General features: G+C 40.0%; 20 protein-coding genes and 2 pseudogenes. 6 read left to right on the top strand and 16 right to left on the bottom strand.

Features of this window, described 5'->3' with window-relative positions:
- Nucleotides 1-296: 296 nt before the first annotated feature.
- A pseudogene (locus E0D95_RS00540) lies at nt 297-434 on the top strand (transposase); the annotation flags it as partial.
- 452 nt (nt 435-886) lie between these two features.
- Here the strand turns inward: E0D95_RS00540 and E0D95_RS00535 are convergent.
- The 3 genes from E0D95_RS00535 to E0D95_RS00525 all read right to left on the bottom strand — a co-directional run bounded on the left by E0D95_RS00535 (nt 887) and on the right by E0D95_RS00525 (nt 4,235).
- Complete coding sequence (locus tag E0D95_RS00535) at nt 887-2,161, bottom strand: flavin-containing monooxygenase (RefSeq protein WP_130802051.1); 1,275 nt, start codon at nt 2,159-2,161, stop codon at nt 887-889.
- A gap of 376 nt (nt 2,162-2,537) precedes the next feature.
- Nucleotides 2,538-3,335 (bottom strand): phytanoyl-CoA dioxygenase family protein, encoded by a 798-nt coding sequence (locus E0D95_RS00530; RefSeq protein WP_130802050.1) that lies wholly within the window; start codon nt 3,333-3,335, stop codon nt 2,538-2,540.
- Between the two features lie 39 nt (nt 3,336-3,374).
- A complete protein-coding gene (locus E0D95_RS00525; RefSeq protein ID WP_130802049.1) occupies nt 3,375-4,235 on the bottom strand; it encodes an ABC transporter substrate-binding protein in 861 nt (286 codons plus the stop codon).
- A 165-nt stretch (nt 4,236-4,400) separates the two neighbouring features.
- Here E0D95_RS00525 and E0D95_RS00520 point away from each other — a divergent pair, with 165 nt between their 5' ends.
- The gene (locus tag E0D95_RS00520; protein ID WP_130802048.1) at nt 4,401-5,126 is read left to right on the top strand and encodes a class II aldolase and adducin N-terminal domain-containing protein; all 726 of its coding nucleotides are present in this window, start codon (nt 4,401-4,403) and stop codon (nt 5,124-5,126) included.
- A 179-nt stretch (nt 5,127-5,305) separates the two neighbouring features.
- Here the strand turns inward: E0D95_RS00520 and E0D95_RS15980 are convergent, their stop codons facing one another.
- From E0D95_RS15980 to E0D95_RS00495, 6 genes and pseudogenes are all read right to left on the bottom strand, one after another.
- Nucleotides 5,306-6,028, bottom strand: coding sequence for an amino acid ABC transporter ATP-binding protein (locus E0D95_RS15980; RefSeq protein WP_228258875.1), 723 nt, complete (start codon nt 6,026-6,028; stop codon nt 5,306-5,308).
- 144 nt (nt 6,029-6,172) lie between these two features.
- A pseudogene (locus E0D95_RS15975) lies at nt 6,173-6,769 on the bottom strand (amino acid ABC transporter permease); the annotation flags it as partial.
- Between the two features lie 308 nt (nt 6,770-7,077).
- Nucleotides 7,078-8,217, bottom strand: coding sequence for an acetylornithine deacetylase (gene argE / locus E0D95_RS00510; RefSeq protein ID WP_130802046.1), 1,140 nt, complete (start codon nt 8,215-8,217; stop codon nt 7,078-7,080).
- Nucleotides 8,218-9,204 carry a LysR family transcriptional regulator gene (locus tag E0D95_RS00505; RefSeq protein ID WP_130802045.1) on the bottom strand — a complete coding sequence of 329 codons (987 nt, stop codon included), beginning with the start codon at nt 9,202-9,204 and terminating at the stop codon, nt 8,218-8,220.
- A gap of 36 nt (nt 9,205-9,240) precedes the next feature.
- Nucleotides 9,241-9,912 (bottom strand): DUF1028 domain-containing protein, encoded by a 672-nt coding sequence (locus E0D95_RS00500; RefSeq protein ID WP_165443220.1) that lies wholly within the window; start codon nt 9,910-9,912, stop codon nt 9,241-9,243.
- Nucleotides 9,913-9,927: 15 nt separating this feature from the next.
- A complete protein-coding gene (locus E0D95_RS00495; RefSeq protein ID WP_130802043.1) occupies nt 9,928-10,347 on the bottom strand; it encodes a RidA family protein in 420 nt (139 codons plus the stop codon).
- Between the two features lie 208 nt (nt 10,348-10,555).
- Here E0D95_RS00495 and antA point away from each other — a divergent pair, with 208 nt between their 5' ends.
- The 4 genes from antA to E0D95_RS00475 all read left to right on the top strand — a co-directional run bounded on the left by antA (nt 10,556) and on the right by E0D95_RS00475 (nt 15,148).
- Nucleotides 10,556-11,971 (top strand): anthranilate 1,2-dioxygenase large subunit, encoded by a 1,416-nt coding sequence (antA, locus tag E0D95_RS00490; RefSeq protein WP_130802042.1) that lies wholly within the window; start codon nt 10,556-10,558, stop codon nt 11,969-11,971.
- Between the two features lie 2 nt (nt 11,972-11,973).
- Nucleotides 11,974-12,465: an anthranilate 1,2-dioxygenase small subunit gene (gene antB, locus E0D95_RS00485; RefSeq protein WP_130802041.1), complete on the top strand. Its 492-nt coding sequence runs from the start codon at nt 11,974-11,976 to the stop codon at nt 12,463-12,465.
- 8 nt (nt 12,466-12,473) lie between these two features.
- Nucleotides 12,474-13,511 (top strand): anthranilate 1,2-dioxygenase electron transfer component AntC, encoded by a 1,038-nt coding sequence (gene antC, locus E0D95_RS00480; RefSeq protein WP_171478548.1) that lies wholly within the window; start codon nt 12,474-12,476, stop codon nt 13,509-13,511.
- A 578-nt stretch (nt 13,512-14,089) separates the two neighbouring features.
- On the top strand, nt 14,090-15,148 hold the full coding sequence (locus E0D95_RS00475; RefSeq protein ID WP_130802039.1) for an AraC family transcriptional regulator: 1,059 nt from the start codon (nt 14,090-14,092) through the stop codon (nt 15,146-15,148).
- Nucleotides 15,149-15,472: 324 nt separating this feature from the next.
- On the opposite strand, the gene E0D95_RS00470 is transcribed toward E0D95_RS00475, so the two are convergent.
- From E0D95_RS00470 to pcaD, 7 genes are all read right to left on the bottom strand, one after another.
- Entirely contained in the window at nt 15,473-16,420 is a 948-nt protein-coding gene (locus E0D95_RS00470; protein WP_130802038.1) for a SphA family protein, read from the bottom strand.
- Nucleotides 16,421-16,470: 50 nt separating this feature from the next.
- Nucleotides 16,471-17,007: a flavin reductase family protein gene (locus tag E0D95_RS00465; protein ID WP_130802037.1), complete on the bottom strand. Its 537-nt coding sequence runs from the start codon at nt 17,005-17,007 to the stop codon at nt 16,471-16,473.
- A gap of 28 nt (nt 17,008-17,035) precedes the next feature.
- Nucleotides 17,036-18,274, bottom strand: coding sequence for a styrene monooxygenase/indole monooxygenase family protein (locus E0D95_RS00460; RefSeq protein WP_130802036.1), 1,239 nt, complete (start codon nt 18,272-18,274; stop codon nt 17,036-17,038).
- 53 nt (nt 18,275-18,327) lie between these two features.
- A complete protein-coding gene (locus tag E0D95_RS00455) occupies nt 18,328-19,119 on the bottom strand; it encodes an SDR family oxidoreductase (protein ID WP_130802035.1) in 792 nt (263 codons plus the stop codon).
- 31 nt (nt 19,120-19,150) lie between these two features.
- Nucleotides 19,151-20,398, bottom strand: coding sequence for a dienelactone hydrolase family protein (locus E0D95_RS00450; RefSeq protein WP_130802034.1), 1,248 nt, complete (start codon nt 20,396-20,398; stop codon nt 19,151-19,153).
- A gap of 268 nt (nt 20,399-20,666) precedes the next feature.
- Nucleotides 20,667-21,650 carry an AraC family transcriptional regulator gene (locus tag E0D95_RS00445; protein WP_130802033.1) on the bottom strand — a complete coding sequence of 328 codons (984 nt, stop codon included), beginning with the start codon at nt 21,648-21,650 and terminating at the stop codon, nt 20,667-20,669.
- A 117-nt stretch (nt 21,651-21,767) separates the two neighbouring features.
- Nucleotides 21,768-22,571 (bottom strand): 3-oxoadipate enol-lactonase, encoded by an 804-nt coding sequence (gene pcaD / locus E0D95_RS00440; RefSeq protein WP_130802032.1) that lies wholly within the window; start codon nt 22,569-22,571, stop codon nt 21,768-21,770.
- Nucleotides 22,572-22,576 lie beyond the last annotated feature (5 nt).

Below are 22,576 nucleotides of genomic sequence, written 5' to 3'. Positions count from 1 at the left end.
CAGATCTCAAGACTGATTTTGAAAGCTTTGGTTAGACTGAAAATCATCACAAATCTACTGACGCAAGAAGATCTAATGATCACCTGAATATGTCAAATTATAGCATTATGCTTTGCTATCCCCCTTTAAAAGCTTATCTAGCAACATAGTTTCCAAATGTAATAAGCTTGTATCTCAAAATTTATCCCATAATGAATTAGTCACGTCACTATTAAGCTTTAACCAATCGTGGAAATAATCCTTTAGCTTGATTCCAACTCTCAGCAGTATGCACAATCAACACATCAATAAGGACACATCAAAACTATGCGAATACAGCAATCCGATGTTGTTTGATGATTAATTCCTTATTTCAACTGTCTTTGCGTATGATTACAGGCTTTGTTCAAAGCCTCATTAAACTTTGTAGATTAGAAGCACCACAATCCGACTATTTTCAGAACACAAACATGATTTGATATTACGATTAGCCATCAAAAAAGTCGTGCTAAACTATTTTACACCGTACACGGCTGATCGTTGCCAATGATATAACCTCATCATTAAAGACAAAGATCGAATGCGCTAGAAAGAAATGAATAACTAACAACGGTCAAACTTTAGCAAGACGTCTTTGCGAAAAGTCGGATTATCATTACGGTATTTGGGTTAAAACCCAAATACGCCATACTACTATAGTAGCTACTAGCAGATAAATTGACTGCAAGACATTTATCCTTGCGTCTAACCAACTTTAGATTGCTATATACCCTACTCTAATGCATAGATACTTGATTTATCAGAGTGAGAGTAAGCAAAAACTTGAATCATACTAGGCTAGATATAAGAATAGTTCGATAGGTAAGGAGTTTACCGAATTAGAAAAAAATATATCTAGCCAGTATTGTTAAGCCGTATGGTCAAGTGAATCTTGACTTGTTTGATAATCAAAATAGGATCGTTGAATCTGGATATGATCAGCAATCTGCTTTGCATCATGCCATACTCCCCAAATAAAGCTTGAGCCCCGACCTGTAAGATAAGGCAAGCCTAGAAAATAAACGCCACGTTCATTGGAAATACCCTGTTTATGAACAGGACGGCCCTGCTCATTAAACGCATTAACCTCTAACCAGCCATAATCAAACCCAAAACCAGACGCCCAAATCACAGTGGTAATATTGGCTTGTTTTAGGTCAAGTTCCAAAATAGGATCAGTAACACATAATGGGTCTGGGGTGATCTCACGAGCTTTAGGATCCAAAGGTAAATTGAGTTCATTTTGACGTACATATTCATCGGCACTATCTAAAAACTCAACTAAGCTTTGATCTCCATCTTTTAAATTTTTCTGTAAATCATCTTGGAAATAAATTTTATTTCCTTCAAAAGATTTGGTCATTCCCAGTAAAGTAATCCCTTCATGGGCCAAATTACGAAAATCAATGCTGACCCCACCTCTTGCACCGCTTACCGCCAAACCTTTAAGTGGGCTATTATCGGATTTCATATAGTCCCAACCACCTAAAACACCTAACCACCAAACGTTATCACGATTACGATATTTTCGTGGCGGACGCTCATGTGGCCCAACTGATAAATAAACTTTTCGCCCTGAGCGATTGATTTCATCTGCAATTTGTACACCAGAAGAACCAGAACCAATCACCAGAACATTCCCTTCTGGTAAATCCTGTGGATTACGATATTGATCAGAATGAATTTGATAAAAATCCGGCTGCTGAGGAGCAATGGAGGGAATGATGGCTTTTTGAAATGCACCAGTTGCCACCACGATTCGTTGTGTTTGAATGATTCCTTCAGTCGTCTCTACAGTGAAACCCTTTTTATTTTTATTCTTGTAGGCTTTTAAAACTTCTACTCCTGTTTCAACAGGTGCATTAAATCGATTTGCATAATTTTCAAAATATTCTGCAACTTGATCATGATGAATAAAGCTGTCTTGATCTGCATCAAATTGCATATTTGGAAAACGATCATGCCAGCAAGGACCATTTGCAACCAAAGAATCCCAACGTCTGCTCCGCCATGCTTCTGCAATGCGATTTTTTTCAATAACAATATGGGAAATACCCACTGTCGTTAAATGCTCACTCATGGCTATGCCTGCTTGACCTGCACCAACAACCAGAGTATCCACTTGAATATGATCTAATTTCATCTTTGTATTCCTTTACAAGATAGATCTTTAACTATCTTGTATCAATTTTGATTGTAACTTCACTCTTCAATCAAATACCTCGATTGAACTTAAGAAGCTCACTCTTATGAATCCAATATAATCAGGCCTTATACAAAACGAAAATCATATAAGCAGAATGCTTGAATCAAAAAAAACGAATTAACCTGAATGATCTTGATCTAAGATATTTTAAATTTTCCATTAAAATAAAAATCAGATCTTTATTATTTTTTACATAAGATAAGGTTTAAAAGCATGAAGCCATTTTGAGGTGATCACTCTCAAAAAAAATTAAAAACCAATCTCAGAAATGCCTTGAAATTGGTTTTTAAGTGCTTAAAAAATTGAGCCTTTATTAAAATGTAGGAATAAACGGAAATTCATCCTGTGGCAATGGATCGCCTGTTTTTAACAATGCATTTAAATGAGGATAATCGGGTGACGTTTTACCACCACGATTCACATAAACAGCGTCATCACCTAACCAGCGAAAAGATACAGCACGTCTCATATGTTCATTTGATAAATTACCAGGTGCTCCATGAATAGTGAGATAATCAAATGCAATCGCATCACCGGGTTCAAGCTCCCAGCCTAAAATGTTGTACTGCTCACGTTGCCCTTCAATATCAGGTAAGGGTTCTTCCTGCATCCCTTGATGCTCGTAATATTGTCCATTAAAACTTTGCGCTTTAAAATGCTTATTCCAACGGTGCGATCCAGCAACAAATTCAATGCTGGACTCACGGGAAATAGGATCAAGAGGAATCCACATACTCAAAGTTTGTTTAGCGCTAACAGGATAGTAAGGTGCATCATGATGCCAAGGCGTAATTTTTGATGAATTTCGACCCTTCACCAATACGTGCTCATGAAATAGGCGCACATCTCTGGATTGCATAAGGTTTTTTGCAATTTGTCCTGCTGGGCTCTGATAGACAAAATCGTAAAAAGGCTGAATCCGTTGCCAGTTGCAATAGTCTGCCCAAAAACGATTCTGTGGCTGATCAGGCGTATAATCACGAAAGCTTGGACCAGGTTGTTGCTCATTGATTTCAACCCCTTGGCGTAAAAGCTCGACCCAGTCTTTAAATAACCCACGAATTACGGTGACACCATCTTGTGAAAACATTTCTTGTTCGGTCTTGAACATATCAAATCCCTCATTCTTCAAATTACGCTCTTGATTGACTTACTTCGGCATATATTTTTCGATATCCGCATCAGTGAGAGGTTGCAAATTATATTTTTCAATCAATGCAGTATATTCACCAGACTTTTTCATCTCATCCAAACCATGTTGCAGTTTGTCATAGGTCTCTTTATCGCCTTTACGGACTGCAATACCGCCTAGAATCGGGAAGAAACTATCGGTGGAGCTGATAACCACACGTCCTTTGAGTTTTTCTACGGTACTTTTTGCAACACTTAAATCATCATAATGAGCATCAACTGCCTTGGCTAATAAGGCTTGAACAGCCTGTGGAGAGGTTTCAAACTCTCGAACCACAATCGCAGGTTTTCCTTTCGAAACACAGTTCTCCTGAGAAATTTGGTGTAACTGTTCAGGAAACAAAGTCCCTTTTTGTGAACCAATGGTTTTACCACATAGTTCATCACGTACTTTCGGCTGATAAGTTGCATCTGCGATAGAAATCAATGCTTCCCGTGTCATGTAGTAAGGCACCATATCGACTTTTTTTAGACGTTCAGGTGTGATGTACAGTCCTGAAAACACCAAATCAAACTTTTTCGCATCCAAACCTGAAATTAAATTTGAAAACCGAGTATCGACAAAATTCACCTGATCGCCAGATTTTTCAAAAATTTTACGGGCAACATCAATATCAAATCCAACTGGTTTGTCATTGTCCATCGATTCAAAAGGTGGAAAAGTCATATCACTGCCAATCTGATAAGTTTTCGTAGCAGGATGTACCGACTCACTATCGGACGCAGTGGCCGTAGAATTCTCACTTTTGCTACAAGCCGTTAGACTTGATATAACACAAGCACCCAGCATCATTTTTCTAACTGTTGATTTTAATGTCATGATTCACTCCAATTCTGACTGGTTAAATTTTCTTATGATTAGTTATACGTGAGATTTTCTCAGAAAGTAATTTTGAAATTCCTAGTCATTACTCCAAAAAAAGCGATGCAAAAGTTCAAGTAAAAAGTCATAGACTTTCACTTAAATTAATCTCGAGATGTACCAATGTTAAATGAACAAAAAATCCGAATCGACTTAGCAGCAGCCTTTCGAGCATGTGCAAAACTGGGCTTACATGAAGGTGTTGCCAATCACTTTAGCGCTGCAGTTTCAGAGGATGGAAAGAAATTTCTCCTCAATCCGAAATGGATGCATTTTTCTCGCATTAAAGCCAGTGATCTGGTTTTAGTGGATGCAGATGATCCACAAAGTTTTAATCGGGGTGAAATTGATTCAACAGCATGGACGATTCACGGTCAAATTCATAGCATGCGTCCAGACATTCGGGTGGTGATGCATTTACACCCTATTTACACCACCACACTTTCATGTTTAAAGAATCCCACCATTTTACCCATAGATCAAAATAGTGCGCGTTATTTCAAGCGTGTTGCCTATGATTTTAACTATTCAGGTATGGCTGACCAGCGCGCCGAAGGTCAACGTTTGACTCAACTCCTTCAAGACAAAAATCGTTTACTGATGGGAAATCATGGCGTAATTGTCAGTTCGCATAAGATCGGCATTGCTTTTGATGATATGTACACCATAGAGCGTGCCAGTCAACTTTTGGTTAACGCTTATGCAACAGGACAAGAGCTCAGTGTTCTAGATGATGATGTTGCTGAAAAAACAGCAAAAGATTGGGAAAAAATTGATGACTATTCTTTGGCACATTTTGAAGAAATGAAAATTATTTTAATGAAAGAAGATCCGAGTTTTATGGATTAATGCCCCTCATCTTTTAGGTCATGGATCAAACTCTGCCCAAAAAAGTCCGAGTCAGGTATTATGACAACAACATGCTGTTAAACTTTAAACGCTAATCTAAGAAATAAAAAAAAAGCCATTTTTTATAAATGGCTTTGATCTCAAAATAAAATCGCATTTGATAAAAAATCTATCAATGTTTATGCCTTGCGCATAAACTGCTTTAAACGTTCATTTGATGAATTTAATAAGGCTTCTGGAGTATCCTCAGCCACGACATGACCATTTTCCATAAACATGACACGATCTGAAACTTTAAAAGCAAAACTCATTTCGTGTGTCACAATGATCATGGTCAAGCCCTCTTCGGCTAGTTCCTCAATCACTTTTAACACTTCGTTGACCAACTCAGGATCTAGCGCAGAAGTAGGCTCATCAAATAAAATAATCGAAGGTTTCATCGCCAATGCACGTGCGATCGCAACACGTTGCTGTTGTCCTCCAGAAAGTTGATGAGGATATTTATAAGCGTGTTGTTTCATTCCCACCTTATCTAGCATTGCCAAAGCCGTCACTTTATTTTCTAAGGTACTGCCCATTTTGTGATAGTTCGGGGCAAGCATGACATTCTCTAAAATGGTCTTATGGGGAAATAAGTTAAAACTTTGAAACACCATTCCGACACGCACAATCTGTTTTTTATATTCAGGTGAATCTTCAGTGAGTACATCATCTTTAAGAAACGATTGACCGAGTAAATTAATCGTTCCACGATTTAGAGATTCCAGACCATTCAGGGTACGAATAAAGGTCGTCTTACCTGACCCCGACGGGCCAATAATCGAGATCACTTCTCCCCAGCGTACTTTAAGATCAATCCCTTTGAGTACTTCATGATCGCCATATGCTTTATGTATATTGATTGCTTCGAGTGCAAACTCACCCTGACGTTCAGGTACGATGATTTTACGAACACTAATTGATGCATTGGAAATATTCGGCAGCTTATTTAAAGGATCAAGTTCATTTAACAAACCTGGCTTTCGATTGGTGACATCTATTTTTTGTTCGAACCATTGAATTAGCCAGCCAAATACCGTCACAATTAAAACGTAGTAAAAAGCAACCGCCAACATGGTTTCAAGTACCAGAAAATTTTGCGTATATAGACGCTGTCCAACCAATAAAATCTCTGTCAATGAAATCACTGACACCAATGAAGTCAATTTAACAATCGATACGTATTCATTGGCTAAAGAAGGAAGTGCCACGCGAAATGCTTGAGGGATCACAATTAAACGCTGAATGCCCAGATATTTTATTCCCAATGCTTTACCTGCTTCAATCTGGCCTTTGGTAATCGAACTCAGACCACCGCGATGGATTTCTGCAATATATGCCGCCTCACTTAAGGTCATTGCAATTAAACCAGCCAAAAAGGGCGAAGCCAAAATGACACTTGAAGCTGGAAAAATTTGAGGCAAGTTATACACAAAAACCAGCAAGACCAACAAAGGCAAACTTCTAAAAAACCAGATATAGGTAGCACTTAGCCATGAGAGGGGTTTGAATCTGGATTGCTTAGCAAAAGCCAATACAAAACCTAAGAAAATCCCAAGCAGCCAGACCAATATACTGAGCTCAATAACGGTCCACGTTGCCATCCAAAAATTTTTGTTCAACAGTAACCCGAAGGTATATGTCCAATCAAACTGCATATGGTACCCCTATGCTAAAGCCCTAATTTAATGTTTTTGTTATAACGGAAATCTGTCCAATAAGTAATTTTGAAAAAATGAATTAATTCTCTTAAAAATTAAAAGCGATGAATTTTTTAATATAAGCAATTATTTTTTATAATAAAATATAAAAAACGATCTAAATCTGTTGCAATAAAAAAGCTGAACCCGATGCATCAACATCGAATTCAAAAAAGTTATCTGGCCAAATAGGATCATCCTAAAATGATCATTTAGGCAGTAATGGTAGCGACCAGTTTTTCCAAAAAGATCTCGCATTGTTGCAGTTGATCCAGCGACACATATTCATTCGGTTTGTGAGCAACCGCTATATCGCCTGGTCCACAGACAATCACTGGACAATTCATGGCATTTTGAAAAAGTCCACCTTCAGTCCCAAAGGAAATATTGGCCTGTGTGGTCTCAGATGGCAGTAATTGCTGAATAAACTCAACTGCCTGTACAGTTGGAGAGGTTTTCAGTCCTGGATATTCATTGACTTGATTAATTTCAATATGTGATTGATAGTCTTCGCTAATTTGATCAAAGATCAAATGCTGAATCTCGGCACTACTATCTTGTGCCAAATTTCGAATTTCATAATCTACAATACATTGATTTGGAACAATATTTAAAGCCATTCCACCTGAAATTTTACCCACATGAATGGTACTATAAGGGATATCGTAGCCATGATCTTGCTGACCTTGTAATGCGATATATTGCTGGGTTTGCTGTAAGGACTGAATCAGCTGTCCAGCTACATGGATGGCATTGACAAAGCGTGGTGCCAAGGCAGAGTGCCCTTCTTCACCGCAACAACGCGCCTGATAGACTGTTTTACCTTTATGTGCCAGTGCCATTTGCATCATAGTGGGTTCACCAATCACACACACCAGAGGTGGTTTTAGGGTTTCAGATAAATGCTGCAAAATTCCTCGTACCCCAATACAGCCAATTTCCTCGTCATAAGAAATACAGAGTTGTAATGGTCTTTTGAGTTGACACTGAGAAGCATCGAGCATTGCATGGATAGCGCAGGCCAAAAAACCTTTCATATCGGCAGTTCCACGACCATAAACACGATCCTGCTTGATCACCGCACTAAAAGCAGGGGTATCCCATTGCTGACCAGCCACAGGCACAACATCAGAATGCCCCGACAGTAAAATACCTGCCTCACCAACTGGCCCGGTACTGGCGAATAGATTCGCTTTAGTCTTGTCCTGATTAAAATTGAGCTGGACATCAATCTGATATTGTTCAAGAAGCTGTTGGATCTGGTTAATCAGTTCAATATTACTTTTATAGGAGGTGGTATCAAAGGCAATCAAACGTTGTAACAATGCTAAACTTTTAATGTGTTTATTCATCTAATCACCTTCCAGTAAATCAAGGGTATTGGATTTGATATGAGGATCAAAAGAATGAGCATCAGTCATGCCAGAAATATAATGATTAGAAATAAAAGCTCGGCAACGGCTGATAAATGCTTGTGCTACGGTATTAAGCGTGACATTTTTGGCAGTGGCCAAGCCAATATGCATAGGACGGTGTGAACCTGCGATACGCAGTCTGACCAGCCGCTTGCCATCTAAGGAATAATTATTTTTTGGTCTTACATTTAAAATGGTATAGCCTAAATTATTGGCTACCATGGAGCGAACCACATCGACATGTCGGGAAGAATGCGCAACTTTCGGGCTTAATTTATATTTTCTAAATAGAGAAATGAAATAATCATTACTATAAGGCATATCCAGAAGTACCATTGGCAATTCTGTCAATTCCTCTAAGGTCACAGCGCTATGTAAGGCCAAAGGATGAGATTCACTCACTAGTACATGTGGCGGTAAACTCGCCAATGATTCGAAGTTGATTAAATCATCATCCAGATTTAAATCATAGGTCAGTGCCACATCCAATTCATTACGGATTAAACTGTTGATCAAAACCTGTTGATCATCTTCAACGACATTCAGCGTGACATTTTTATACAAATTACAAAAACCCTGAATGACTTCGGCATGAATCATCGGTGCAAATGCAGTAAAACAGCCTAATTTCAAAGGTCCACGTACTGAACCAGAAAAATCCGCGACCAATGAGTAAAGATTACCCGCCTGACTTAGAATTAAATTGCATTCCTGCATTACCTTTTGACCAATATCGGTCAAAATTAGTCCTTTAGCATGCTGGCGAATAAACAGTTGAACCTGAAGTTCCGATTCGATGTGGGCAATCGCTGCTGAAATTGATGGTGAAGAAACATGAATTTTTTCAGAGGCAATAATAATGCTGCCACTTTCAGCAGTGGCAACGAAATATTGCATTTGACGTAGTGAAATACGATTTAACACGTGTTTTAGACCTTATGAGTGAATACTATCAATGTATTATTCATCACCTGGAACAGCATAACTCGGTGAATCTGCTGGATTCAGTGCGCGAATAACATACGCTTCGACTTGTGGCTCATACACTTTCCAAAGTTGATATAAGTCATCTATAGGCGTTTCAGACCAGTCTACACGCAAGTCGATAATTGGCCATTGCAGTTTATCCACGACCATTATGCCCGCAGAATGTACCGGACCTGCCTCTCCGCCTGCGCTTAAACCTTGCTGAAGTGCAATTAACAGACGCTCTGCCAAAACACCTTCTGCACCCTGAAATGCCTCTAACATCTGCTGTGGAACATTTGGATTATCGAGCAAATTACCAGCACAGACAGCATGTTCACCTATACAATGCGCCGCCTGACCCAAAACATTTTTTCCACTAAATATAGCAGGCTCATCATTTAGATTAATGACTGCCAATTGTCGATACTCAATAAAATCTGTATTCTTGACCAACTCTGAGATTGCATCTACAGGGGTAATATCGTATTTGATCATATCGAGCAATATATTTGCCAAATGTGGATCAGTAATATTCTGACTAGCAGCCACACCAATACCTGCTCTGGCCTGTATACACCGTGCTGCAACAGCAGGTGAAGACGATGAAATTGCAACACCAAACTGCCCGGTTTTTTTACAACGGGCAATAATTGAAAAAGTCATGGGCATTGTCCTGAATTAGGGGTGATCGGGAATGACAGCAGTCGCATCAATTTCAACCAACCATTCTGGTCGTGCCAAAGCTGACACCACAATGCCAGTGGATACTGGAAAAACACCTTTTAGCCATTTTCCAACGACTTGGTAAACATCTTCACGATAACGTGGATCAATGATATAAATAGTGATTTTGCATATATCCTCAAGCTCGCCACCTGCTTCTTTTAACAGCATATCAATGTTATACATGGCTTGTTCTGCCTGACCGCGAACATCACCGATACATACACTTTCAGACGTATCAAGATTTTGTCCAATCTGTCCTCGCAGGAATACCATACTGCCACGTGCCACGACAGCCTGACATAAATCATTATCAAGGTTTTGTTCTGGATATGTTTTTTTAGTATTAAATGTACGAATACGGGTATGTTTCATTGCTGCTGTTTTCCTTTAACGAATGAATTTAGTATCTACAATTGGTCTACAAAGGCAATTTTCGATTTCCTTGTTAGTGATTCAAATTTTCCGTATTAAGGGAAATAACCTGCACAAAGTGGATAAAAACTAGGAAAATCTGGATAGAGCTCTTCTTCATTTCGCGTTTCAATCAGATAAAAGCACTGAATGGATAGAGGAAGAGCCCATGACTGCACGTAACCTCGCCGAATGGCAAAATTTTGTACAAGCTTGTCTCGATTTTCGCCCAAATGATGGAGTCTATCGAATTGCTCGCGATATGTTTACTGAGCCAGAGCTATTCGAACTCGAAATGGAACTCATTTTTGAAAAGGTCTGGATTTACGCTTGTCATGAAAGTGAAATTCCAAATAATAACGACTTCGTTACTGTACAGATCGGTCGTCAACCTATTATTGTGAGCCGTGATGGTCAAGGTAAATTACATGCCATGGTCAATGCCTGTGAACACCGTGGTGCAACTCTGACCCGTGTTGCCAAAGGTAATCAGTCTGTCTTTACCTGCCCCTTCCATGCTTGGTGCTATAAATCTGATGGTCGTTTGGTCAAGGTTAAAGCCCCTGGCGAATATTGTGAAGATTTTGACAAATCAAGCCGTGGCTTAAAACAAGGTCGAGTTGCCAGCTATCGTGGATTTGTGTTTGTTAGTCTGGATACTCAAGCAACAGATTCGCTTGAAGACTTTTTAGGAGATGCCAAAGTATTTTTAGACCTGATGGTCGATCAGTCTCCGACAGGTGAACTTGAAGTTCTACAAGGTAAATCTGCCTATACCTTTGCAGGCAACTGGAAACTTCAAAATGAAAATGGCCTCGATGGCTATCACGTCAGTACCGTACATTATAACTATGTCTCTACTGTACAACACCGTCAGCAAGTGAATGCAGCCAAAGGTGATGAGCTCGACACACTGGATTATAGCAAACTGGGCGCAGGTGATTCAGAGACCGATGATGGCTGGTTTAGCTTTAAAAATGGTCATAGCGTATTGTTTAGTGATATGCCAAATCCAACCGTGCGTCCAGGCTATGATGTGGTTATGCCGTACTTGGTGGAAAAATTTGGCGATAAACGTGCCGAATGGGCAATGCACCGCTTACGTAACTTGAACTTATACCCAAGCCTGTTCTTTATGGATCAGATCAGTTCACAACTACGTATTATCCGCCCAGTCGCATGGAATAAAACTGAGGTCATCAGTCAGTGTATTGGCGTCAAAGGTGAGTCGAGTGAAGCTCGTCGTAACCGTATTCGCCAGTTTGAAGACTTCTTTAATGTCTCTGGTCTAGGTACACCTGACGATTTGGTTGAATTTCGCGAACAACAAAAGGGTTTTCAGGGTCGTATCGAACGCTGGAGCGATATCTCTCGTGGCTATCATCAATGGACATATGGTCCAACACAAAATTCGCAGGATCTAGGCATTGAACCCGTCATGACAGGTCGTGAATTTACACACGAAGGTCTGTATGTCAATCAACATAGACATTGGCAACGTCTTATTTTAGATGGGCTGAATAAAAAAGCCCTCAAAATGCACGATGTTACTTTTGACAATCAATCAGTTACGGATGAGGTGTAATCATGTCTCTCGAACTTCATTTTGCAGTTTCACAGTTCCTCTATAAAAAAGCTGAACTATGCGATCACTATGACTGGGATGCTTACATCGACCTATACGATGAAGACAGTGAATACCATATCCCGCAATGGATTGATGATCACAATTACGTTCAAGATCCCAATCAAGGCTTATCCTACATTTATTATGAGGATCGTTCTGGCCTTGAAGATCGCGTATTTCGTATCCGTACAGGCAAAGCTGCTTCGGCAACACCTCTGCCACGTACGCAGCACAATATTCACAATGTTCAGGTCAAGACACTGGATGATGGCTTGGTCGAAGCCAAAGTGAGTTGGAGAACCTTATATAACCGTCAAGGGCTTGAGGGTTGCTTTTATGGACATGCGACTTATTTATTGCGTCCAACAGAAGATAGTTTTCGTATCCGTCGTCAGCACAGTGTACTACTGAATGACAAGATCGATTCAGTCCTCGATTTCTATCACGTCTAAGGAGGAGCATCGACATGAATCATTCTGTTGCACTCAACTTTGCCGATGGTAAAACTTTTTTTATCTCTATAAATGAAGATGAATTGTTGCTTGATGCAGCAGTGCGTCAAGGTATTAACCTACCATTAGATTGCCGCGAAGGGGTTTGTGGCACCTGTCAGGGAAAATGTGAAACGGGTATTTACGAACAAGAATACGTCGATGAAGATGCATTAAGCGAACGTGATCTAGCAGAGCGCAAAATGTTGGCATGCCAAACTCGTGTCAAATCCAATGCCGCTTTTTATTTTGATCATAGTTCTAGCATTTGTAATACTGGCGAGACTTTAAAAATTGCGACTGCGGTAACTGGTGTAGAGCTCGTTTCAGAAACAACAGCTATTTTGTATTTAGACGCCAGCAGTCATGCCAAACAGCTCGACTTTTTACCCGGTCAGTATGCACGTTTACAGATTCCTGATACAGATGACTGGCGTTCTTATTCATTTGCCAATCGTCCAAATGCCAACAATCAACTTCAATTTCTCATTCGTTTACTCCCGAACGGCGTGATGAGCAATTATTTGAGAGAACGTTGTCAGGTTGGACAAACTCTGATGATGGAAGCACCTCTCGGCAGCTTTTATCTGCGTGAAGTTGAACGTCCATTAGTATTTATTGCAGGCGGTACAGGCTTATCCGCATTTTTAGGTATGCTGGATAATCTTGCAGAACAATCGCATCAGCCACCAATCCGCTTGTATTACGGTGTAAATACTGAAGCAGATCTGTGTGAACAAACACGCTTAAATGCTTATGCAGAAAAAATTCAAGACTTTAGTTATCATCCAATTATTTCTAAAGCGTCAGCGCAATGGCAAGGCAAATCAGGTTTTATTCACGAGCATCTCGACAAAAATCTGCTGGCGGAACAAAGCTTCGATATGTACTTGTGTGGTCCACCGCCCATGATTGAAGCTGTTAAAACATGGCTGGATGAACAAGCCATTGCAAATTGTCACATTTACAGTGAAAAATTCTTGCAAAGTAACACAGCAAAAACTTAATCCTCTCCATCAATTGAGTGTCATATTCCAAGATATGACATTCTTTTGCATTCTGCTCCTGATAAATCACGAATTTAAGTAATATTTGAATAAATAAACATCATTCATCAAAGACTATCTGCACTTATTTTTGAAATTTAGCATCTCTTGCAGCATTTTTATCATATTGATTGTACCTATTTCAATTTGATTTAAAAAATTACAATTTTATTAAAATAATTTATAAATTTCATGTAGTTAAAAGAACATAATACAACTAAAATAAATTGATCATTTTAGTCATATTTGCTATATATAAAATATTGACCTTAAGGAATAAGGTCATATAAAGAGCACAAGGCGTGATCAAGTTTTCTTGTTTAGTTTGAAATCATTACCCTCATTTTTAAAATCATTGATCATGCCAAAATAAGCTTAAAAATAGTATTCCAACTGTTTTAGTTGGTCTATTTTTTGCTTGATTCTTTATATCAATTGCGAGCCACTTAAACGTTTAAGTATTACTGACAACATTTTAATCTGATGATTCGGCAAACACAGTTTTAATGTTTTCAGTAAGCCAGCCAAAAGGAATATGTATGAGTCAGGTTAATCCCACTATGGAATTAAATGGACGCCATTTACAGCAATGTTCCATTTTTTCATCACAGAACTTGGTGTTTAAACATCAGGATTTGGGCGAAACCTGTAAAAGTGTCGGGCAAATCTTTAAGCCACACCTCTTAAAAATTGTACAACAACGCAACGATTTTCACTCATCTATGCACCATATTAAGGCAGGTCGCTTATCCATTAGTCGTCTTGAATACGGCACCGATGTCTATATTGAACCTGATCATTTAGAAAAATTTTATCTCATTCAAATTCCGACCCAAGGTTATGCCGAAATTGAAATTAATCGGCAAAAATTTATTTCTTATACACAAGTTGCATCGCTCATTTCTCCAGATCAGTGCTTGAAAATGCGTTGGCATGCAAACTCTCCACAACTCATCCTGAAAATTGATAAAGAGGATCTTTTACAACATTGTCGTCAACACCTTACGGATACCGCCAATCATTTACCAGTATTTGAACCTAAACTTGATTTTTCAACTCAAAGTGGTGCTTATTTTTTACAGCTTATGCGCACTCTCACAGATGCGCTTGCTTGCGAGCAACATCCTCTGCATCATCCTATGGCATTTAAACAGTTTGAATCCAGTCTATTGAATGCGCTCATTTATGGTCAGCCAAATAGTTTATTGCAGCGGATTGAACACACCAAAGAACAAGCCATTTCGCCTTATTTCATTAAACGAACTGAGGCATATATGCGTGAAAATCTACATTTACCGCTTACCATTGAACAATTAGCTGAACATGCTGGTGTGAGTGTGCGAACCCTATTTGCTGGATTTAAAAGTTTCCTCAATACCACTCCTATGTCGTATTTAAAAGAGTTACGTTTTGAACAAGCACATCTTGAACTCATGCAGAATGAACATATCTCGGTGACCGATGTTGCTTTTAAATGGGGATTTAGTCATCTCGGACGTTTTTCGCAGGAATACAAACGCCGTTATGGTGAACTTCCCTCTTGCACGCGCCGTGCCACTGTAGAACATCAGGATTTAGTATTGAGAACCTATTCATAATTCCATCTTAACGTTTGAATTATGATTCATATTTAACATGAGAGTTCTTTCATGATTGTTTAAACCCTGTTTATTTTTCTCCCTCAGGAGAAATAAAAGGAACTTATGAAAGAAGTTTATTATGCTGGATAAAATAAGTTTGGTATCGAATACAACGTATACTCTATTTAAAGATTTGATGTGCAATTTAAAATTATAAAAAAATACAATCTAAATCAAAATCTTATCCAAAAATCTTTAATCCCTAATTAATATAAAAAAAGCCCATTTAGAATTTTCTAAATAGGCAAAGGGGGCTGATTAAAATTATTCAAGTTTCCTTGATTAGAAATGATGAATATAACGTACTTGTAACCGTGTGCCTTCAGGTCGATTTTCTGCATCCTGTTCAAAATAAGCATTCGCAACCACATGATCATTTTTTGAAAAGCTATACATTGCACCGGGACCAATTGCCCAGATTTGCTCACGTGCGCCTTTGACTTTGTCACCCGCGACTTCGTTGTCCGTGATTTGCTTCAGCCAATAACCATTAAGTCCTAATCGTAATTGCGGTGTTATTGCGTAATCCGTTGCAAAATTGGCATGAATCGCCTGTCCCGCCTGCATATCATCCGCAGTGCCATAGGTATAATTTGGGTCATCATTTTTAAAGTTATATAAATAATGAATCCGAGTCGACGCAGTCCATTTTGGATTAAACCAGTAAGTCGCTGCCCAGTATGGATCCAGTGATACCGCATTATTTCCCGGGTTAATATTCTTGTCCCGATCATATTGCCCCGTTGGTAGATTGACCTGAAATTCAATGCGCTGTACAAATTTGGGACCATTGGTGCCCATAATCGGATCAAACTGGATAAATGGCCCAATCATCAGATCGCCAAAACCACCTTGCGCTTTGATCGCAGCATTATTCAAACCATCGTCCATATCCATTTTACTGACAAATGGAATCAGAAAATTTAGCCCGAATGCCGCATGTTCACCTACACGTACATTCGACATATAGCTGAGTTGTTCTACCACGACCTGATAATTTAAATCTGTTTTTGGTAAAGGGAGTTTATCGCCGCGAGGGTCTTGTAATTTACTTGAATCATAATTTTGAAAATAGGTTTGTGAGTACCAACCCGGTCCAGCTGGCAAGCCTCCATCTAAAAAACTGGTCATGCCCAAATTCACAGTGGGTAAGTCATATGCCTGTGCTGTAACCGACGTCATCACGACTGTTCCCGCAAGAAAACCTCTTTTAATAACATTGTTTTTCATCTTCGATCCCCGAAAAAATCACGATCAACAATTGATCGTGATGACTATGATTAAAGGCTAAGCTCTGGGTGCTCTGCCGCGATACGATATTTACCGGCATGAAAGACCAAGGGTTCACCGATACGTTGTTGATAGTGTTCAATCTGTCCAATGAAAATGAGATGATCACCACCTTCATACTGATTGATGTTTTTACAAATTAAGGTAGCAAGTACATCTTCAAGTAAAGGCAAGCCGCGCTCGCATTCATGATGTGCAATACTGGCAAACTTATCATCTGAGCCTCTTGCAAAATGTCCAGATAGTGAGTGATGTTCCTGAGCTAACATGTGAATTGCGAAATATTCAGCTTCTGTAAAGTCTGGCAAACTCGGTGCAGTTTTCGATAAACTCCATAAGATTAAGGGTGGATCCAGCGACAATGATGAAAATGAATTGGCGGTCATTCCAATTTTGCGTCCATCCCGACCACGTGTGGTAATCACGGTCACACCCGTTGCAAACTGTCCAAGCAAGTTACGAATTTCTCTTGGGTTCTCTGTATCAATCGGTTTTAAACCGAGCGCATGTGAAGTCTTTATATTCATGATATTCACCTTTGATTTTCCTTGAGTTTTAAGCCACTTTTTGACAGCTTTTCGATTCAATAAAATGTTGTGCCTGTGCTGGATCAAACCACCATGGCGCAAAATTACGTGGATCATCAAAGTTATTGGCAATGCTTGATGCAATGGCTTGATTCTGACTCGCTGCGGCTAAAATCTCGATCATCTGTGGCTGAGGCGGAACGAGTAAGCTATTGGTCCAAGCCACCACTTTTTCGGCATAAGCCCAGTAGCGTTCAAAGGTTTGTTGCATCCATTCAGGGGTAAATGCTTGAGTGTCATGCGCTAAAATGGCATCGAAGTAAATTTTGCTACATTTGGCTGCATTGTTTGAGCCCTGACCCGTGATTGGATCATTTACCACCAACGCATCTGCCATACCAAATACTTGACGGCCTGAGGGTAAAGTCAGTACAGGTTTACGAACGCTTGGCGGAAAACGACCTGCCAAATAACCGCCAGCATCGGTCAATTCGATATGTTCACAACGCGCAGCTTCCCAAGGTACATATTTGCTAAGAATGTCTTTGCTCATTTGTAAATGCTGTTCAGGCGTTTTGGCCTCATGCCAGCAATCCATTGGACCACCCGGAATCCCTTCAAATACCATAATTTCACAAGGGCCTGTCACGGTGAGTGCAGGGAAACAGAAATATTCACCAACACCCGGAATAACATTAAACGTCACACGTGAATATGGTGACATCGGTTTCATTCCAGTGACATAAGTCAAAGCCAGTGCACGCTGTGGTTGATCGAATGTGCTCCGTTCGTCATCACGTACAAACTGTTTCACGACTTCGCCCTTACCTGCTGCCAATAGCACCAGTTCATATTCGGCAGTCAATTGTTCCAGTTCATCAATTCCGACATCCTGAATGATGAGTTTGCCACCACGACGTTCAAATTCTTCAATCCAGTACGGCATTTTCACGCGCTGATCGACCGATTGAGCATAACGCTCCAATCGGGCACTCCATGAAAATGCAGGTTCTCCAGTTTCTGGACTCACCAATGTAAACCCAATCCCTTCAACAGCAGGACATTGTTCTTCCCAGAAGTTAAGTCCAACATCACGCTCAGTTTGCAAGGCAGTATGAAACATACACTGACTTGACATCACCTTGCCCTGACGGATTTCATCTGCGCTGCGGTTGGTCAAAATTGTGACATCATAACCTGTGTCTAACAGGCTTAAACCGAGCTGTAATCCAGACTGACCCGCTCCAACAATTGCAATACGACGCATGGTAGTTCTCCCATATTTTTTAAATCATTTAAGGTTTAAATATTGATTTGCTATTACGCTTCATCGGCTAAACGTGGAATAGCAGGTTGATTCCCTTCTGGCCCCATGACGGAGTAACCTCCATCGACGGCATAATCTGCACCTGTCACAAAACTTGCGGCGGGTGAGAGTAAAAATAGAACAACATTTGCAACTTCTTCTGGATGGCCCAAACGACCCAATATGTGATAATCGGCTGCCACAGCATCTGCTTTTGCTCGATTGTTGCCACTGACTTCTGCAATCACACGTGACCATGTCCAACCCGGTGATACTGAATTCACACGAATACCATCAGCTGCAAAGTCCATTGCCATGGATTGAGTGAGTTGGCGCATTGCTGCTTTTGAAACGGGATAAAGCCAGCGACCTGTTTGTGCAAACTTGGCAGAGATGGACGTAAAATTCACAATCGCCCCGCGATTAGTTTTTAAATCTTGATAAAAAGCACGAGTTAGCTCGACCGCCGACACCAGATTGATATCGAGTGCCTGTAACCAGTCGCCACGTGAAGACTTAAAACCATCATCCAGATAGGTACAAGCCAGATTGACCAAGTAATCGACTTTTCCAACAGTTTCATGAATAGTCTTCACCGCACGGGCAATAGCGACATCACTACTCAAATCAGTTTGGATAAATGTTGCTTGCCCTTGCATGGCATCTGCGACTTGTTGACCATACGGATCAATATCCAGAATGACGACTTTTGCACCCGCATCGACTAATATCTGTACCACTGCCTGACCAATCAGCGTTGCACCGCCACTCACTACAGCAATTTTCTGATTCAATTCAAAATTCATCTCTCAAGCTCCTGATGATTCATTTAGATCGTTAAATTGCTTTGCCTTCACTACTCGACCAAGACGGCATGAGAGTGTTAGAGGGCAAATCTTCATCCAGTAATTTTTGAGCGGTTTCAACACCTGCAACAGGTAAACCTTCAGGATTCAACAATCCGATCTGCACCAGAACCGAAGCCTGATCCCAATAGATGTGTTCATGACACAGCTTTGGACCACGGAACTGAATGACACCTAACATCGGGATTTCTACATATTTCCCTGTAGGCGCAACACCCGGTAACAACCAGTCAATCTCACTGTCATGGGTAAAGCTCATAATAAATTCATCTACCACCTGTGTTGAACCGACAGTACGAGAGATGGATGTAATCTTCATATCTTGAGGATTTTGATGCACAAAATGGTATTGATAGAATCGTGCAAGCTGGCTATAACCTACGCCACCTGTGAGGGTTGGAATATGATTGACATAGGGCTCGGCAACCATGGTTGCCATAGTGGCCGGTACATCACGGGTATCAAATTCGTGACGGATATGTTCTTCCCAGAGTGCAACGAGGTCATATACAGGCCCAATGCTTTGATGCAATGCAGTTACACTGCGCTCATGCGCAAAGCGCGCGGATGGTTTGTGATAATGTTCACTGTTTGGGCGAGCGAAGGCATGATCTACACCTTCATAAACATAAGCATTGACATTGTTATATTGTGCGGCGGCATGCAAAATTTGTTGGCGTGCTTCTGGCGGAGTAAATTTATCTAATTCCGCAATATGTAAAACGATACGACCTTTGGCATTGGCAAGCTCATGTAATGCTTTTTCGATGCCTACACCGTAATAGCCAACTGCACAGGCAACTTCTGGAATACGACAGCCTGCTAGATAAGCCAGCTTGCCACCGAGACAATATCCCACCACACCTAAGCCTGCATCAGCATCACAGCTTTGAAGTGTTTTAAGATAGTCCAAGCTATCCTGAATATCTTCCACACCCAAGTTTTCATCAAAATTTTGATAAAGTTCAAAGGCTTTTTGAAAATCTTGCTCGCTATAGCCTAATTCAATTCGTGGTGCAGTGCGCCAGAATAAATCTGGAACGATAACCGTATAACCTTCTTCTGCCAGAAAATCAGCCTTGGCACGCATGGCAGCATTAACGCCAAAAATCTCCTGACACAGTACGATTCCCGGCCCTTTTCCACCTTCTGCAATTGCTAGATATGCAGCAAATGACTTTCCTGTTTGTGTGTTTACTTCAATATATTGACCTGCCATTTCACCAACTCCAGACCTAACTCTTGCAGTTATAATGTCTGTGAAAGGCAACTATCGTCTGTCCAAAATCTGCGAGGACTATCCAACCAGTGCGAAAGAATGGTGAAAAAGCAATAAATTAGAAAATGGCAACCCTTTAAGCACTATCAGCTTAATCTAGGTTCTTTTATTGATATCAATGATTTAAGACGTAGCAAAACAAGACCATTAAAATTGATCTTATATCAAACAGAAAAATTGATAAAACTGAACGTGTGCGAAGGTTTAATTAACAGATTTTATTTTTAGTTTCACTTGGACTTTCTCCAAACTCTTCACGATATTCCTGAGAAAAACGCCCTAAATGATTAAAACCCCAATCGTAAGCCAATTTAGAAATTGATAATTTTTTGTTCGATGAATGACTTAAAATTTGATGAATCTGCTGTAAACGATATTTACGCAAGAAAGATAATGGGCTAGTTCCATAATAATGTTGAAACTCTTCGTACAATTTAGTTTTTGAGACGCCAGCGATACGATGTAAATCATCTGCACAAATATTCTCATGGGCATGTTGCTGAATAAAATTACGTATTTTACGTAGATATTCAGGTTCATACTGATTACATAAGGTACGAAGTATCTCAGAATAATTATTTTCTTGTGAAAGCAATAACGCTTTGATCAGAAAATTCTCGTAGTCTTCAGACCAAAGCTGCATGCCTTGCATACCTTTGAACTGAGCCCGTAGGCTCAGAAAGTTATCAATATTCTTCCACCAGACCAATAGCGAATTATCTGCATTCAAATTCATTTCTGGATTAAAAACAATGGGACAATCAATCGGCTGATGCAGAAGCTCAGCCAGTACTTGCTGCATACTATGCTCAGGAATAACAACTTGATATTTAATACAGTCTTTATCAATAACAAGATCCTGAAATTCATTATTTGAGAGGATCAATCCTTTATCACAATTCGAAGTATATTCAGCACCACGTACATTTAAGATCTGCTTACCCTGAATAGGCAAACTGATACTATAAGCACGTAAATTAGAGGTATTGATGCACACACCTGCACCATAACCAATTTTACCCATAGCCAAACGCTTGCGTGGTAAACGAATACCTTCATAATGAAAATTTAATCTATCTCGGCAGCTGGTTTCCAGCCGATGTTCACCGCATATGCTGGACATTAAGTGATGTGCAAAGTCTGCCTGACTTGAGTGATGACTTAAATCCATTTCTTGGCTGAGTGATAACATATCCTTTTCACCTAGCTAAAGTTTAATCTTTTTTAATTTGCAATTTCTATACCAAACATCCTGTTTAGTAATGCAATGCTATACATTTATATAGCATTGTTTAGCTCATAAACAAAATTAAATTTTGGTTCCCAGAAAGTGCCTAATACACTGATTAAATTGTTCTGGTTGCTCGATATTGGAAATATGCGAAGCATTGATTTCGGCCAACTGTGCATGGGCAATCTGTTGCTGCATCCATTGTCCATCGGCAACAGTTGTTACAGGATCGTGTTGACCTGCAATAATCAGTACAGGAATATCAATTTGTCCTAACTCGTCACGCAAATCGGCCTGTGCCAAAGCCTCACAGCAGTTGGCATAACCCTCTGCACTGCCCGCAGCCAAGTCATTTGAAAGCGATGCTACCGTCAAAGAATGCTGCTGGATAAAATCTTCGGTAAACCAGCGTGATGCCGCTGTTTCAGCAATCGGTTTTAAACCCTGCTCACGAACCAGTTTAGCGCGATCTTGCCAAGCCTGTGCTTGCCCAATTTTGGCCGCAGTGTTAGCAACAATCACCTGATTAAAACGCTCAGGAAAATGAATAGCCAACCATTGTCCAGTCAGTCCTCCCATTGAAATACCACAAAAACTTGCTTTGGCAATATTCAGATGATCTAACAATTGAATGACATCATTCCCCAACTGGTCTAGGCTATAACAACCTTGCGGCGTAGAAGATGCGCCATGACTACGCGTGTCATAGCAAATCACAAAGAAGTTTTGCTTGAAATCATCAATCTGTTTTTGCCACATGCTCAGATTGGTTCCCAAAGAATTTGAGAAAATTAAAGCAGACTGATGGGCATCACCAAAAATTTGATAATGTAAGGTCACTTCTTGTGAGGTGATTTGATCTTGAAATGTCACTATTGGCATAGCTC

Origin of the sequence: Acinetobacter ihumii, assembly GCF_900625095.1 — a bacterium.
Classification (GTDB): Bacteria; Pseudomonadota; Gammaproteobacteria; order Pseudomonadales; family Moraxellaceae; genus Acinetobacter; species Acinetobacter ihumii.
This window is presented reverse-complemented; position numbering and strand designations above follow the sequence as displayed.

Coding starts and splice junctions, on each gene's coding strand:
- E0D95_RS00535 (WP_130802051.1), bottom strand. CDS start 2,161: ATGAAATTAGATCATATTCAAGTGGATACTCTGGTTGTTGGTGCAGGT.
- E0D95_RS00530 (WP_130802050.1), bottom strand. CDS start 3,335: ATGTTCAAGACCGAACAAGAAATGTTTTCACAAGATGGTGTCACCGTA.
- E0D95_RS00525 (WP_130802049.1), bottom strand. CDS start 4,235: ATGACATTAAAATCAACAGTTAGAAAAATGATGCTGGGTGCTTGTGTT.
- E0D95_RS00520 (WP_130802048.1), top strand. CDS start 4,401: ATGTTAAATGAACAAAAAATCCGAATCGACTTAGCAGCAGCCTTTCGA.
- argE (WP_130802046.1), bottom strand. CDS start 8,217: ATGAATAAACACATTAAAAGTTTAGCATTGTTACAACGTTTGATTGCC.
- E0D95_RS00500 (WP_165443220.1), bottom strand. CDS start 9,912: ATGACTTTTTCAATTATTGCCCGTTGTAAAAAAACCGGGCAGTTTGGT.
- E0D95_RS00495 (WP_130802043.1), bottom strand. CDS start 10,347: ATGAAACATACCCGTATTCGTACATTTAATACTAAAAAAACATATCCA.
- antA (WP_130802042.1), top strand. CDS start 10,556: ATGACTGCACGTAACCTCGCCGAATGGCAAAATTTTGTACAAGCTTGT.
- antB (WP_130802041.1), top strand. CDS start 11,974: ATGTCTCTCGAACTTCATTTTGCAGTTTCACAGTTCCTCTATAAAAAA.
- E0D95_RS00475 (WP_130802039.1), top strand. CDS start 14,090: ATGAGTCAGGTTAATCCCACTATGGAATTAAATGGACGCCATTTACAG.
- E0D95_RS00470 (WP_130802038.1), bottom strand. CDS start 16,420: ATGAAAAACAATGTTATTAAAAGAGGTTTTCTTGCGGGAACAGTCGTG.
- E0D95_RS00465 (WP_130802037.1), bottom strand. CDS start 17,007: ATGAATATAAAGACTTCACATGCGCTCGGTTTAAAACCGATTGATACA.
- E0D95_RS00460 (WP_130802036.1), bottom strand. CDS start 18,274: ATGCGTCGTATTGCAATTGTTGGAGCGGGTCAGTCTGGATTACAGCTC.
- E0D95_RS00455 (WP_130802035.1), bottom strand. CDS start 19,119: ATGAATTTTGAATTGAATCAGAAAATTGCTGTAGTGAGTGGCGGTGCA.
- E0D95_RS00450 (WP_130802034.1), bottom strand. CDS start 20,398: ATGGCAGGTCAATATATTGAAGTAAACACACAAACAGGAAAGTCATTT.
- E0D95_RS00445 (WP_130802033.1), bottom strand. CDS start 21,650: ATGTTATCACTCAGCCAAGAAATGGATTTAAGTCATCACTCAAGTCAG.
- pcaD (WP_130802032.1), bottom strand. CDS start 22,571: ATGCCAATAGTGACATTTCAAGATCAAATCACCTCACAAGAAGTGACC.